A 13,695-nucleotide genomic window follows, 5' to 3' on the forward strand; every position below is an offset into this window, starting at 1 on the left:
TTTCTTTCAGTGGGCGCGGAATGCACCGGGTATGGCCCGGCCGGTCGCGGCATCGAAGAGATGCAGCCGGGATTTCGGGAAAATCAGAGTGAGATGGAGGGCGTCGGCAGGATCGGCGCCGAAGGGCGTGGCGACGCGGACCACCGAATCGGCAAGATCCGCGGCCAGGATCGAATGGGAACCGAGGTCTTCACGAAAGCGCAGCGACGCCTTGACCGCGGGATCACCCACCCTGCCTTCCATGGCGATGTCTTCGGGCCGGATGCCGAGCTGGAAAGAGCCCGAAAGCGAGACCTCGGCGACGACCTGTCCGTCGGAAAGCCGCAGAACCGATCCATCGCCCGTGACGGGCAGGATGTTCATCGGCGGCGCGCCGATGAATTTCGCGACGAACACCGAAGCCGGGCTGTGATAGATCGCCTTCGGCGTATCGAACTGCTCGATCCGGCCCTTATTGAGGATCAGGATGCGGTCGGCGAGCGTCATCGCCTCCACCTGGTCGTGGGTGACGAAGACGCTGGTGGCGCCGATGCGCCGGTGCAGTTCGGCAAGCTCGACGCGCATGTCGTGCCTGAGTTGCGCATCGAGATTGGACAGCGGCTCGTCGAACAGCAATACGCCCGGTTCGCGAACGATCGCCCGGCCGATCGCTACGCGCTGCCGCTGGCCGCCGGAAAGCTGTCCCGGCTTGCGATGGAGATAGCCGGAAAGGCCGAGCATCTTCGCCACCGCCGCGACCCGCTCGACCCTTTCGGCCTTCGGCATGCCGGCGACCTTGAGGCTGTAGGTCATGTTCTCGCCGACCGTCATGTGCGGGTAGAGCGCATAGTTCTGGAACACCATGGCGCAGCCGCGATGTTTCGGCTCCAGGTCCTGCACTTCCCGACCGCCGATCAGTATCCTGCCGCCGCTGACCCGTTCCAGACCTGCGATCATCTGCAGCAGCGTGGACTTGCCGCAGCCGGACGGGCCGAGCACGACGGTGAACTCACCGGCTTTCAGCTCGACGTCCATCGGCGGGATGACGACGGTGTCGGCGTCGTAGGATTTGGTGATGCCGGCAAGCGTGATGCTGGCAGCCGCGGCGCGGATGGCGGTATCGATGGCGTTCATCGTCATTTCTCCGAAAGAACCAGGCCCTGCACGAGGTAGCGCTGCAGAAACGCGATCATCGCAAGGGGAATGAGGGAGACGAGCACGGCACCGGCCATGATCATCGGGAAATCCGGCACGGCACCGTCCTGATCCGGCGCAAGCCGCGCCAGTCCCACCACGGCCGTCGTCATGTCCGGCGTCGAGGCAGCAACGAGCGGCCAGAGATACTGTGTCCAGCCGCTGAGGAAGGTCAGCACGAAGAGCGCCGCAAAGCTGGTGCGCGACAGCGGCAGCAGGACATCGACCATGAAACGGATCGGCCCGGCTCCGTCCATGCGGGCCGCCTTGAACAGGTCTGCCGGCAGCGTGCGAAAGAACTGCCGGAAGAGGAAGGTGCCGGTACCATGCGCGACGAGCGGTGCAACGAGGCCGAAATGCGTGTTGAGCACACTCCATTCGAATTCTATTCGCGCACCGAAGATCGCCGCGATCAGGTCGTTGAGGCCGGTAGCGTCGAGCACCGCATTGAGAGGCGAAAAGACGTTCGACGCCACCTGGTAGGTGGTGATGACGCGAATATCGAGCGGCAGCATGATGGTCGCGAGGATCAGAGCGAAGACCACACCCGCCCAGCGAATACGGAAATAGACGAGCGCATAGGCCGTCAGGAAGGACAGGATGCAGGTGAAGAACGCAATGCTGAGGGCCACGGTCAGGCTGTTGAGCATCTGGACCGGAATCCGTGTCTCCGTGAAGATGCGTCCGATATTTATGAAAAGCTGGTCGCCCGGATACCAGGCAAGCCCGTTGCGCAGCATGAATTCGTAGGATTGCGAGGCCGTCGAAAGCGTCAGGTAAAGCGGCCCGATAATATAGACGATGCCGACGATGAGGATGAGGCTCGCGGCGATATTGATGGAGCGTGCGTTTTCGATCATGGCTCAGCGCTCGTAGTTGACGCGCCGGCCGAGGAAGACGAACTGGGCGGCGGTGAGGATGACGACGAAGACCATCAGGATCGCGGTCTGGGTGGAGGCCCCTGAAAGGTCATAGCCGTTGAAGCCGTCCGTATAGATCTTGTAGACGAGCAGGGTCGTCGCCCCTCCCGGCCCTCCATGGGTGATCGTATCGATGAGCGCGAAGGCGGAGGTCACGCTTTCGGTGAATTCCAGCACCAGCGTCAGGAAAAGCTGCGGCATGATGAGCGGCAGTTGAACGTCGAAGATCCGCCGCCAAGGGCCTGCGCCATCCATCGCCGCCGCCTGGTACATGGTGTACGGGATAGACCTCAGGCCGGCGAGCAGGATTACGAAATTGAACGGAATGCCGCCCCAGACATGCGCGGCGATCAGCGTGATGAAGGCGTCCGTTCCGTCGAGACCCGGCGCCCATATGCCCGGGAACATGCCGTTGAGCGGTGCAAGGATGCCGACGAACGGATTGAAGATGAAGGCGAAAATGACACCGATCGAGGCACCCGCGACGCCCTTCGGCCAGACAAGCACGTTCCGTGCCGGCAGCGACAGGCGGATTTTCCGGTCTGCGGCAACAGCAAGGATAAGCGGCACGACGACGGCAAGCGACGAGGCGATCACCATGAAGACGAGCGTGCGCCAGCCGGCCTCCCAGAATTCCGGGTCGGCGAGCACGCGCGAGAAGTTGTCGAACCCGATGAATTCCGAGCCACCGCCGAACGGACGCTCCAGGAAAAAGGACCAGTAGAAAGCCTGAAAGATCGGCACATAGAAGAAAAGTACGACCAGCAGCATGAACGGTGCCACCAGGATAAGCGGCAGCCAGCGATTGCTGAAGAGGGAGGAATCCGACGACATGAAGTGAGCCCGGTGACAGGGAAAACCGGCACGGGCGAAAAGCCACCCGCACCGGCAAGGATTTGGATTAGGGAAGCTTCACACCCTTGTAGGTCTGCTGGAAGCGGCGCAGCAGTTCGTCGCCGCGCTTCTTGGCGTTGTCGAGCGCCACCTGCATGGTCTGCTGGCCGGCAAACGCCTTCTGGGTTTCCTCCATGAAGACTTCGCGGAACTGCACATAGAAACCGAGGCGGATGCCGCGGCTGTCGGCCGTGCGCGGCTGGTTCATGGATTGAATGCCGATCGCCGCCGTGGCGTATTTCGGGGCACTTGCCTCGCCGCTCTTGTTGATCGCGTCCAGCACGTCGTTGGTGACCGGAACATAGCCGGTGGCCGCGGTGAAGAACATCTGCTGGTCGGGACGGCGCAGGAAGTCGAGAAAGGCCTTGGCACCCTCGATCTCTTCCTTGTCATGACCCTTCATGACATAGATCGATGCACCACCGACCAGCGTATTGTGACGCTGATGGTCCTTGTACATTGGCGCCATGCCGACGGTGATCTGGTACTTGCCTTCGAAGGCCTTGGCGGAGGCGGCGTATGAACCGGACGAACCTTCCATCATGGCGCATTCGCCGGCATTGAATGCGGCTGTATAGTTGCCGGCCTTGGTGTCGACATTGAGCTTCACCAGGCCTTCCTTGCGCCACTCGACGAGGTTGGCCAGGTGCTTGGCGGCGAAGGTGGTGTTGAAGACGTATTCGGCATCGAGGCCATCATAACCGTTATGCTTGGAAGCGACCGGCAGGCCGTGGCGGGCGGAGAACTGTTCCAGCACGCGCCAGGTATCGCCGTCGGTGACGAACGGGCAGGCATGGCCGGCGGCCTTCAGCTTGCGGGCGGCATCGATCACCTCTTCCCAGGTGACCGGGGTTTGGGTGACGCCGGCTTTCTCGAGCTCGGTCTTGTTGGTGTAGAAGAGCAGTGTCGAAGAGTTATAGGGTTGCGCGAAGAGCTTGCCACCCGAGGTTTCGTAATAGGCGCGGGCACCGGCGATATAATTGTCCCACTTGACGTCGGGCAGGATGTCCTGGACCGGCACGACGGCGTCCGACAGCATCAGGTCGAGCGTGCCTGCGTCGAAGAACTGAATGAGGACCGGATGGTTCTTGGCGCGATAGGCGGCGATCGCCTTCTGCATCGACACTTCGTAGCTGCCCTGGCCGACGCAGGTGACCTTGTGCTCAGTTTGTGCGGCATTGAACGCATCGCACTGCGCCTTGATGGCGGTCTCGACGCTGCCCGTATTGCCGTACCAGAATTCGACATTGGCGGCTTGCGCGGAACACGCACCCGCCATCAGGGCAGCCGCAGCCGCCAGAACGGAAATCTTCATCATTGCCCTCGCCTGTTTGAGATCGGCCGGTTTTGGCCCGGCTCGAAGTGAACGGCAATTTATTACACTTTATGTGTAACAATTCGGTGACGGCCATGATCTCTTGATGACGGATGGCTTTGAAGCTATGCAGCTGAAAGTGGCCAGAGCAACGTAAGTGACGTCAATTATTACACTTGAGTTGTAATTTTTATGAAAGAGATGCGACAGTGGTTTATTTTCCGGAAGCGCTGATAGCCCCGCAATTCCTGCGCGCCGGGGAAAGCGGCGTCGTCTCTCCCAACGAGCGCGGCCTGCTCCGGCTGATCTGGCGGCATCCGGGCCTTTCCCGTTCAGAGGTGACCGGTCATACCGATCTTACGCAGCAATCAGTCTACCGGATCATCGATCAGCTGGCGGAACGTGGTCTCGTATCCCTTGGCTCGCCGAAACCCGGCGTCGGTCGTGGACAGCCCAGCCCGACATTGCGGCTCGACGGCCGCTACGCCTATTCCTGCGGCATCTCCGTCAATACGGACGTCATCGGCATCTGCCTGATGGACATTGCGGGCAATATTCTCGGCGAGAGCAGCGTCATACTGCGCGAACAGACCATGGCCCAGTCGCTTGACCTCGTCCGCGAACAGGTCGTGGAATTGCAGAGGCTGAACAATCTCTCCAGCGAGGCCTTTTTCGGCATCGGCTTCGCAATCGCCGGCTACCATGTCGGCGGAACACGGTACAACGCGCCTTTGCCTTTGCATGAATGGTCACTGATCGAGCTTGGACCGTTGCTCGCGGACTTCTTCGGCAAACCGGTCTGGGTTCACAATGGCGCCAACACCGGCTCGGTCGCAGAGGCCATGTTCGGCGTCGGACGCTATATCAAGCATTTCGCCTATCTGAGCTTCAATTACGGCTTCGGCGGCGGCGTGATCAGCGACGGCGAATTGCTGCTCGGCGGCAACGGCAATGCCGGGGAATTCTCCGGGATATACGACGTCGAGGAATCAAAGCGCCGGCCGGCGCTGCAATACCTGATCGAGCGGCTGAACCGCAACGGCGTCGATGTCCCGTCAATCAGCTACATGCGCAAACATTTCGACCGGAATTGGCCGGGCGTCGTCGAATGGGTGGATGAGATCACTCCGGCCTACAACCGCCTCATCAATGCCATCCGGGCCGTCGTCGATCCGCAGGCCATCGTCTTCGGCGGCCAGATTCCGTCGGATCTGGCACAGATGCTGGTCGATAGGACCCGCATCTACGACCGGCCGCGTTACGGCGTGCACCGCCCCAGCCCAAAGCTGATCATCTCGGAAATCGCAACGGACGCCTCAGCCATGGGGGCCGCCGTGACGCCGTTTCGGGCCACTTTCTATTGAATCGATCATCCGCGTGGAAGGGCGCGGCAGCTATCCCTGCCGAATATGGCTCTCGACAAGGGCCTTCAACTCATCGGCTTTGCGCGCCGCCAGAAGATCGACCATCTCCTGGTGCTCGCGCGCGGACTTCTCGATCCGCGCCCGGGTCTTCCATTGAGAGACGGGGGCTGAGGACGTGCGCTGCCTGAGTTCGGCGATCACACCGTCCAGCTCGCCGTTACCTGACAGCTGCACGAAGGCGCGATGGAAATTGAGATTGGCCTCGTAGAGTTCGAGAACGGTTCCATGCAGGATCAGGCTCTCGAACCGGTCGGCTAAGGCGCGCAGGTTCCGGATATCACTCGTCTTCGCGGTCGCCACCACCTTCGGAACGATGCCCGTTTCCAGCATGATGCGGATTTCGGCAATATCGTCAGCCTGTTTTCCATCCGCCTTGTAGACATGGTATCCACGGTTCGGCACATGCTCGACAATGCGCTTCTGCGCCAGGCGGTCCAGCGCGCGGCGGATCTCGTTGCGCCCGCGCCCGTAACGCGTTTCGAGATCGATCTGCTTCAGCCATGTGCCCGGCTGAAGTATCCCCGACTGGATGTCAGCCAGGATGAGCTGGGTGGCATCGGGTTCGCCGTCTGCGATGGAATCGTCGAGCAGGGTGTTCATTCGTTTGACCTCAGGCGGCCGCGAGGCGATTTGCCTAATCACTAGCCACAAATTTCTGTTGCCGAAAGAAGAATCTTCTCTTAAATTGGTACCAATTTTGGATGAAATCTGTAGGCACGCATGAAAAATTTCGATGGCGTTTGGGAGATCGTTGACGGCAAGGCACCCCGGTTTGCCGAGCTCAGCGACTACGTCTGGGAAGTTCCGGAAACCAATTACGAAGAGTATCGCTCCTCCGCGGCGCACGCAGAACTGCTGGAAGCCGAAGGCTTCCAAGTCGCGCGCAATGTCGCGGGCATCCCGACGGCAGTGATGGGCGAAGCCGGCGAAGACGGTCCGGTTATCGCTATTCTCGGTGAGTACGATGCCTTGCCCGGTCTCAGCCAGGTGGCGGGACTTGCCGAGGAAAAGCCTATTGTGGAGGGCGGCCATGGCCATGGCTGTGGGCATAATCTTCTCGGCTCCGGCTCGATGCTGGCCGCTGCCGCCGTCAAGGACTACCTCAAGGCCCACAATCTTCCCGGCCGCATTCGCTACTATGGCTGCCCGGCTGAAGAAGGCGGCTCGTCGAAGGGTTTCATGGTGCGCGCCGGCGTCTTTGACGATGTCGACATTGCCATTTCCTGGCACCCGGCGGCTTTCATCGGTGTCAACAACCCGATCTCGCTTGCCTGCAACGAGCTCAACTTCCACTTCTCAGGTCGTGCATCCCATGCCGCCGCCTCGCCTCATCTTGGACGCAGTGCGCTCGATGCGGTCGAGCTGATGAATGTCGGCGTTAACTATCTGCGCGAGCATATGCCGTCCACAGCGCGCATCCACTACGCCATCATCGATACGGGCGGCCATGCACCGAACGTCGTGCAGGCCAAGGCCTCGGTACGTTATCTAATCCGGTCGCGGACGCTTCCCGAACTTCTGGAGCTCGTTGCCCGGGTGAAGGATGTCGCGGCCGGTGCGGCCCTGATGACCGGCACGTCGGTGCGCAGCCAGGTCGTCAGCGGCGACGCGAACCTCATCGGAAACACGCCGCTCGAAACGCTGATGCACAATCACATCGAGCGTGTCGGCCTGCCGCCCTTCGATGAAGCCGACAAAGCGACCGCCGCAAAATTCCAGGAAACCTTCAGCCAGGAGGATATCGCCACCTCCTTCGGCCGGTTCGGGTTGAAGGTACGCAAGGGCGTTTCCCTCTGCGACGTGATCTTCCCGCCGGAAAGCGGCGACGGCACGCTGGTCGGCTCCACAGATGTGGGCTCGGTCAGCTGGGTCGTGCCGACGGTGCAGATGCGGGGTGCGACCTATGCGATCGGCACTCCGGGGCATTCCTGGCAGCTCGTCGCCCAGGGCAAGCTGCCTGCCGCGCACAAGGGCATGACCCATGCGGCCAAGGTGATGGCATCCACCGCCATCGACCTTTTCCTGAAGCCGCAGCTCATCGCAGAAGCGAAAGCCGATTTTGCGGCACGGCTCGAAGGCACTCCGTTCATCAACCCGATCCCGGACGACGTCCAGCCTGACATTCGGGAGAAGCGGGATGTCTGATGCGCCGCGCCGGCCCGACCGCCAGATCCTGATGGATCACATCCGCGAGTTCGCCAAGCGGGTAAAGCTTTCGGGCACGGCGGAGGAGCTGGAAAGCTTTCGATATCTGGAACGGCAGATGGCCTCCTATGGCTATCGCACAGAGCTACTCTTTCACGATGCCTATATCAGCCTGCCAGGCAAAGCGGCGGTCGAGGTCGATGGCTGCGCGATCCGCTGCATCACGCATTCCATGTCGGTCCCGACGCCTGCCGAAGGCATATCGGCAAAGATCATCCACGTCGGGGAAGGCACAGAGGCAGATTTCGAGGACGTCGATGTCCGGGGCCATATCGTGCTTGTCGATGGCATAGCGACTGAGGACGTCGCCGCACTTGCAAGTACCCATGGCGCGATCGGACAGCTGCATATCAGCCCGAACGAACATCTCTACGAAATGTGCGTCTCGCCGGTCTGGGGCAGTCCATCCCAGCATACACGCACGCAACTGCCGACGACGGCCATCTGCACGATCTCCCGGGATGACGGCGAACAGCTCCGGCAGGCATGCCGGGCCGGCAAGGCGCCTGTTGCCCGCCTGACGACGGAGGTCGATACGGGCTGGCGCAAAACGCCTATTCTGGTCGCGGAGCTTTTCCCGGCGGGTCGCCCGGATGCGCCCTTCGTGCTCTTTTCCGGCCATCACGATACATGGCACTACGGTGTTATGGACAATGGCGGGGCCAACGCCACCATGCTGGAAGCGGCCCGTCTCCTGGCGGAGAGGCGCGACGAGTGGCGACGCGGCCTGCGTATCTGCTTCTGGTCCGGACACTCCCACGGCCGCTATTCCGGCTCCGCCTGGTATGCGGAAGAATATTGGGATGAACTGGAACAGCGCTGCGTCGCGCATGTGAATGTCGATTCCACCGGCGGCGCGGGCGCAGATGTCCTGACCAACTCGGCCGTCATCGACGAATTGAAGGCGGTCGCAGCACGGGCGGTCGAGGCCGTGGCCGGCCAGATACACCGGGGCCGGCGGCATGGACGCGCTGCCGACCAGTCCTTCTGGGGCATCGGCATTCCCTCGATGTTCGGAAGCCTCAGCCATCAGCCACCAGGACCGGTGAAGATGCTGACAGCGCTCGGCTGGTGGTGGCACACGCCGCACGACACGGAAGAGCACATCGACCCGGCCAATCTTCAGCGCGACACCGAGATCATCTTGCGCGTTCTTGAGGAGCTTCTTTCTTCCACGGTCCTGCCGCTCGATTACACCGCCTATGCAGCATCCCTCAGAAGTGAACTCCTTGACCTGAATTCCAGTCTCACGGGTCGGATGGATATGAATGCGGTAATCTCGGCAGTGGAAGAACTGCGCCGACGTGCCGAGACGATCACCAACATCGCGTCGAAGGAAACGGATCGGACTCAAGCCGAGATCATCAACGACCGCCTGCGGCAGACGTCGCGGCTTCTCGTACCGCTGAACTACACATTCGGTGACCGTTTCCACCCCGATAGTGCCCTTCCGCATCCGGCCTGGCCATCGCTCGCAGGGCTTCGCGAGCTGGCCGCCCTACCGGAAGGACATGCCGACACTCCGTTCTTCGCGGTCCATGCGCGCCGGACGCGCAACCGCCTTCTCTCCGTTCTGAGGCAAGCCTGCGCGGTTCTTGCCTTGGAAGGACCATGACATTCAAGCCTCGCCTCAACACAACGATCGATAAGGGAACAACGACATGAAAACCGGGAAATTCTGGGCGGTAGCACTGGCCGCCACACTCTCCGTCATGCTGCCGGGCGCGGAAGCCAAGGACTGGACCCATGTGAAGGTCGGCATCGAAGGCGCTTTCCCGCCGTGGAACGCGCTCGATTCCAAGGGCAAACTGACCGGCCTCGACATCGACCTCATCAACGACCTGTGCCGGCGCGCCAAGGTCGAGTGCGAGCTGATCGCCGGTGAGTGGAGCGCCATGATCCCCAGCGTGAATGCCGGCAAGTTCGACCTCATCATGACACTCGGAATCAATGAGAAACGCAAGGAAGTCGTCGATTTCACGGTGCCCTACGCCAGCGGCGTCGCGACCTTCATCACGCTCAAGGACGGCCCGGTGAGCAACCTGCCGATGACCGGCGAGCGGCTGAACCTCAACGACAGGGAAAAAGCCGATCCGGTCATGAAGACGATCGGCGGGATGCTCGCCGGCAAGACGATCGGCGTCGTGCAATCGACCAGCCAGGAGCAACTGATCAACGCCTATTTCGGCAAGGACGTGACTGTTCGCACCTACAAGAATTCGGGCGAGCGCGATCTCGACCTCAAGGCCGGTCGCATCGATGCCGGCTTCGACAGCGGCGTCTACGGGACCACCGCGCTTGCCAAGCCGGGGAACGAAGATCTGATGATGGTCGGCCCGCTGATGAAGGGCGCCATGCTGGCGACAGAAGTCGCCATGGGCATGCGCAAGGGCGAGGCCGATCTGAAGGAAAAATTCGACGCGGCCATCAAGTCGGCGGCTGCGGACGGCGTGATCAAAAAGCTCTCCGAAAAGTGGAGCAAGCTCGACCTGACGCCATCATTCTGATCCGGCAGCGGACCCGGCGCGAGGCGCAAAGAAATGCGTCCTCGTGCCGAACCGCCCGGGTTCGATCCGGACAAACCTCCATGTGGATGAGGTTTTCATGAATCAGCCGACAATACTGGATCTAATCGGAACCGGCCCCAACGGCTGGGGCATGGCACTTGCCGCGGCCACCGTCATGACCATCCTGATCGCCGTCGCCGGCTTCGCGATCGGTGCGGTAATCGGCGTCTTCGGCGCCTGGGCGAAAGTCTCGGGCGGTCCGGTGACGCGCGGGATCGCGGGTTTCTATACCACCGTTCTGCGCGGCATTCCCGATCTTCTGGTCATCTATCTCTTCTATTTCGGGGGCAGCGCTGCCGTGACTGCGATCGGCAGGCTGTTCGGCGCGGAAGGCTTCATCGGCTTTCCGGGCTTCCTCGCCGGTGCGCTCGCTGTCGGCATCACCTCCGGCGCCCAGCAGACGGAGGTCTTTCGCGGCGCCTTCAAGGCCGTTCATCCCGGCGAGCTGGAAGCGGCGACTGCCTGCGGGATGTCCCGCTCCCTGCGGTTTCGCAGGATCCTGGCGCCGCTGACGCTTCGCCACGCAATTCCCGGCATGGGCAATGTCTGGCAGGTCGTACTGAAGGAATCCGCGCTGGTCTCGGTAACCGGAGTCGTTGAACTCCTTCGGCAGTCGCAGATCGGCGCCGGCTCGACCGGTCTTCCCTTCGACTTCTACGTCATCGCCGCAGCCATCTATCTGGCCATCTCGACCGTCTCCGGCGGCCTGCTGCAGCTCGGTGAAAAGCGCTTCACGCGCGGCGTCAGGAGGGGTTGATGGATCTGCCGTTTCTCTACGAGACTTTCCTCAGCCTCGTTGCCGCCGTGCCGCTGACGCTGCAGCTTGCCGCAAGCGCCATCGTGCTCGGTGCCTTCCTCGCCCTTGGTCTGGCGCTCTGCCGGCTATCCGGCATCCTGCCGCTCGACTGGTTCGCGAGGACTTATATCTTCGTCTTCCGCGGCACGCCGCTGCTCGTGCAGATCTTCCTGATCTACTACGGTCTCGGCCAATTCCGCGAAGTCCGCCAGAGCATGTTCTGGGTCGTGCTGCGCGATCCCTACTGGTGCGCGGTCATCGCGCTGATGCTGAACACCGCCGCCTATTCCGCGGAGATCATTCGCGGCGGGCTGCTTTCCGTTCCGTTCGGGCAGATAGAGGCGGCACGTGCCTGCGGCATGTCGCGCCTCATGACCTTCCGGCGCATCACCTTGCCGCTTGCGATCCGCCAGGCCCTGCCCGGTTATTCCAATGAGATGATCTCGATGGTGAAGGCCACCTCGCTTGCCTCGATCATCACCATCATGGAGGTGACCGGTGTCGCGGCCAAGATCATCTCCGAGACCTACCGCGCCATCGAGGTCTTCGTCGTCGCGGGCGCGATCTATCTCGCCATCAACTTCATCCTCACCCGGCTTGTCGCCCTGGCCGAATACCAATTGAGCCCGCACCTGCGCCAGCCTGCGGCCTTGCCCAGCACGCCCACGGGAGCCGCAAGATGACAACTTCGACCAATCCGACCATAACCCCCGCCATCAGCGTGCGCGGGTTGCGCAAGAGTTTCGGCCCTGTTGAGGTGTTGAAGGGCATCGACATGGAAGCCCGCGAAGGCGAGGTCGTTTCGATCCTCGGCTCCTCGGGCTCCGGCAAATCGACCATGCTCCGCTGCATCAACATGCTGGAAACGCCGGATGCCGGCGACGTGACGGTTGCCGGCGAAACTATCAGACTGAAGTCCGCAGGTGCCGGCAAAAGCCGTCTCGCAGACCGTAAGCAGGTCGAGCGCATCCGCTCCGAACTCGGCATGGTGTTCCAGAGCTTCAATCTCTGGTCTCACAAGACAGTGCTCGAAAACGTCATGGAAGCGCCACTGCATGTGCAGAAGCGTTCGCGCGTGGAATGCCTGGAGGAGGCGGAGGCGCTGCTTGTCAAGGTGGGTATTGCGGACAAGCGCAATCATTATCCCGCGCACCTTTCCGGCGGCCAGCAGCAGCGTGCAGCGATCGCCCGCGCGCTCGCCATGCGACCGAAGGTGATGCTGTTCGACGAACCGACCTCGGCGCTTGATCCGGAACTCGTCGGCGAGGTGCTGCGCGTCATGCGGGCGCTTGCCGACGAAGGACGCACCATGCTCGTGGTGACCCATGAAATGGGCTTTGCCCGCGACGTGTCGAGCCGGGTCATTTTCCTGCACCAGGGCGCGATCGAAGAGCAGGGCCAACCGCAGGACATATTTACCAACGCCCAATCCGAGCGTTTTCGCAAGTTCATCAGCGGCTGAAGCCGCTCAAACCATCCTGCACAAACAACGAGAGGGAACGAACAAATGAACTTTATAAAGATGGCAATCGCCGCGGCCTTCACGGTCGTGACGTTGACGGCGACCAGCGCCGCAGCACAGGACAAGACGGAAATCGTCATCGCCACAGAAGGCGCCTTCCCACCCTATAACCTGACCCGGCCGGACGGCACGCTGGACGGCTATGACATCGAGCTTGGCAAGAACCTCTGCGAGCGCATGAAGATGAAGTGCACCTTCGTCGCCCAAGCCTTCGACGGCATCATTCCGGCGCTCAACGCCGGCAAGTTCGACGCGATCATGGCCGGCATGTCAGCCACGGAAAAGCGTAAGGAAGTCATCGACTTCTCCATATCCTACGGCAGCACCGGCCAGTCCTTCGCGACGCTCAAGGATGGCCCACTGGCCAAGCTGCCCATGAAGGACGAGCTCTTCTCACTCGCTTCGAACGAAGCCGGCGCGCGCAAGGCCGTCGAAGAGCTGAAGTCGCTCCTGCAGGGCAGGACGATCGGCGTTCAAACCGCCTCGATCGCGGCCCGCTTCATCGACGAATACCTGAAGGGCGTCGTGCAGGTCCGCGAATACAAGACGACGGAACAGCACGACATGGATCTCGTCGCCGGCCGTGTCGATCTGGTGATGGCCTCGATGGGGTATCTGATGACCGCGGTGCAAAAGCCGACCAACAGCGACATGGCCATTGTCGGCCCCCGCTTCCAAGGCGGCTTCCTCGGCGCCGGCAGCTCGGTCGGCCTGCGCAAGACCGACACCGCGCTGAAAACAAAGTTCGACGGGGCGATCGCTGCCGCCAAGGCTGACGGCACGACCAAGAAGCTCTCCACGAAATGGTTCGGCTTCGACATGACCCCGCAATAATCGGTCGAATATCTCGACAATGAGAAGGCCGCGGCATCAAATTGC

13 protein-coding genes are annotated in these 13,695 nt (G+C 61.6%); 8 read left to right on the top strand and 5 right to left on the bottom strand.

Annotated elements, in window-relative coordinates; all coding sequences use genetic code 11:
• Window positions 1-6: 6 nt before the first annotated feature.
• The 4 genes from DMO26_RS02130 to DMO26_RS02145 all read right to left on the bottom strand — a co-directional run bounded on the left by DMO26_RS02130 (window position 7) and on the right by DMO26_RS02145 (window position 4,302).
• Window positions 7-1,113 carry an ABC transporter ATP-binding protein gene (locus tag DMO26_RS02130; RefSeq protein ID WP_117190354.1) on the bottom strand — a complete coding sequence of 369 codons (1,107 nt, stop codon included), beginning with the start codon at window positions 1,111-1,113 and terminating at the stop codon, window positions 7-9.
• A 2-nt stretch (window positions 1,114-1,115) separates the two neighbouring features.
• A complete protein-coding gene (locus DMO26_RS02135) occupies window positions 1,116-2,033 on the bottom strand; it encodes an ABC transporter permease subunit (RefSeq protein ID WP_117190355.1) in 918 nt (305 codons plus the stop codon).
• Between the two features lie 3 nt (window positions 2,034-2,036).
• Window positions 2,037-2,927: a carbohydrate ABC transporter permease gene (locus tag DMO26_RS02140; RefSeq protein ID WP_117190356.1), complete on the bottom strand. Its 891-nt coding sequence runs from the start codon at window positions 2,925-2,927 to the stop codon at window positions 2,037-2,039.
• A 67-nt stretch (window positions 2,928-2,994) separates the two neighbouring features.
• Entirely contained in the window at window positions 2,995-4,302 is a 1,308-nt protein-coding gene (locus DMO26_RS02145; protein WP_117190357.1) for an extracellular solute-binding protein, read from the bottom strand.
• A gap of 209 nt (window positions 4,303-4,511) precedes the next feature.
• On the opposite strand from DMO26_RS02145, the gene DMO26_RS02150 reads away from it, so the two are divergent.
• A complete protein-coding gene (locus DMO26_RS02150) occupies window positions 4,512-5,666 on the top strand; it encodes an ROK family transcriptional regulator (RefSeq protein ID WP_117190358.1) in 1,155 nt (384 codons plus the stop codon).
• Between the two features lie 30 nt (window positions 5,667-5,696).
• Here DMO26_RS02150 and DMO26_RS02155 read toward each other — a convergent pair whose 3' ends face one another.
• Window positions 5,697-6,326: a GntR family transcriptional regulator gene (locus tag DMO26_RS02155; protein ID WP_117190359.1), complete on the bottom strand. Its 630-nt coding sequence runs from the start codon at window positions 6,324-6,326 to the stop codon at window positions 5,697-5,699.
• Between the two features lie 120 nt (window positions 6,327-6,446).
• Here DMO26_RS02155 and DMO26_RS02160 point away from each other — a divergent pair, with 120 nt between their 5' ends.
• The 7 genes from DMO26_RS02160 (at window position 6,447) to DMO26_RS02190 (ending at window position 13,650) form a co-directional block, all read left to right on the top strand.
• Window positions 6,447-7,871, top strand: a complete 1,425-nt coding sequence (locus DMO26_RS02160; protein ID WP_117190360.1) for a M20 family metallopeptidase — start codon at window positions 6,447-6,449, stop codon at window positions 7,869-7,871.
• Entirely contained in the window at window positions 7,864-9,546 is a 1,683-nt protein-coding gene (locus DMO26_RS02165; RefSeq protein ID WP_117190361.1) for a M28 family peptidase, read from the top strand. The genes DMO26_RS02160 and DMO26_RS02165 overlap by 8 nt, the downstream gene beginning before the upstream one ends.
• Before the next feature lie 46 nt (window positions 9,547-9,592).
• Entirely contained in the window at window positions 9,593-10,438 is an 846-nt protein-coding gene (locus DMO26_RS02170; RefSeq protein ID WP_117190362.1) for a transporter substrate-binding domain-containing protein, read from the top strand.
• A 97-nt stretch (window positions 10,439-10,535) separates the two neighbouring features.
• Window positions 10,536-11,255 (top strand): ABC transporter permease, encoded by a 720-nt coding sequence (locus DMO26_RS02175; RefSeq protein WP_117190363.1) that lies wholly within the window; start codon window positions 10,536-10,538, stop codon window positions 11,253-11,255.
• Window positions 11,255-11,977 (top strand): ABC transporter permease, encoded by a 723-nt coding sequence (locus tag DMO26_RS02180; RefSeq protein WP_117190364.1) that lies wholly within the window; start codon window positions 11,255-11,257, stop codon window positions 11,975-11,977. Before DMO26_RS02175 ends, DMO26_RS02180 begins: the two co-directional genes overlap by 1 nt.
• Window positions 11,974-12,756, top strand: coding sequence for an ABC transporter ATP-binding protein (locus DMO26_RS02185; protein WP_117190365.1), 783 nt, complete (start codon window positions 11,974-11,976; stop codon window positions 12,754-12,756). The genes DMO26_RS02180 and DMO26_RS02185 overlap by 4 nt, the downstream gene beginning before the upstream one ends.
• 45 nt (window positions 12,757-12,801) lie before the next feature.
• A complete protein-coding gene (locus tag DMO26_RS02190; protein WP_117190366.1) occupies window positions 12,802-13,650 on the top strand; it encodes a transporter substrate-binding domain-containing protein in 849 nt (282 codons plus the stop codon).
• The last annotated feature ends 45 nt before the right edge of the window (window positions 13,651-13,695 follow it).

The organism is Rhizobium terrae (assembly GCF_003425685.1).
In the GTDB taxonomy this organism is placed as follows: Bacteria; Pseudomonadota; Alphaproteobacteria; order Rhizobiales; family Rhizobiaceae; genus Neorhizobium; species Neorhizobium terrae.

Coding starts and splice junctions, on each gene's coding strand:
- DMO26_RS02175 (WP_117190363.1), top strand. CDS start 10,536: ATGAATCAGCCGACAATACTGGATCTAATCGGAACCGGCCCCAACGGC.
- DMO26_RS02145 (WP_117190357.1), bottom strand. CDS start 4,302: ATGAAGATTTCCGTTCTGGCGGCTGCGGCTGCCCTGATGGCGGGTGCG.
- DMO26_RS02170 (WP_117190362.1), top strand. CDS start 9,593: ATGAAAACCGGGAAATTCTGGGCGGTAGCACTGGCCGCCACACTCTCC.
- DMO26_RS02180 (WP_117190364.1), top strand. CDS start 11,255: ATGGATCTGCCGTTTCTCTACGAGACTTTCCTCAGCCTCGTTGCCGCC.
- DMO26_RS02160 (WP_117190360.1), top strand. CDS start 6,447: ATGAAAAATTTCGATGGCGTTTGGGAGATCGTTGACGGCAAGGCACCC.
- DMO26_RS02165 (WP_117190361.1), top strand. CDS start 7,864: ATGTCTGATGCGCCGCGCCGGCCCGACCGCCAGATCCTGATGGATCAC.
- DMO26_RS02185 (WP_117190365.1), top strand. CDS start 11,974: ATGACAACTTCGACCAATCCGACCATAACCCCCGCCATCAGCGTGCGC.
- DMO26_RS02135 (WP_117190355.1), bottom strand. CDS start 2,033: ATGATCGAAAACGCACGCTCCATCAATATCGCCGCGAGCCTCATCCTC.
- DMO26_RS02140 (WP_117190356.1), bottom strand. CDS start 2,927: ATGTCGTCGGATTCCTCCCTCTTCAGCAATCGCTGGCTGCCGCTTATC.
- DMO26_RS02130 (WP_117190354.1), bottom strand. CDS start 1,113: ATGAACGCCATCGATACCGCCATCCGCGCCGCGGCTGCCAGCATCACG.
- DMO26_RS02155 (WP_117190359.1), bottom strand. CDS start 6,326: ATGAACACCCTGCTCGACGATTCCATCGCAGACGGCGAACCCGATGCC.
- DMO26_RS02190 (WP_117190366.1), top strand. CDS start 12,802: ATGAACTTTATAAAGATGGCAATCGCCGCGGCCTTCACGGTCGTGACG.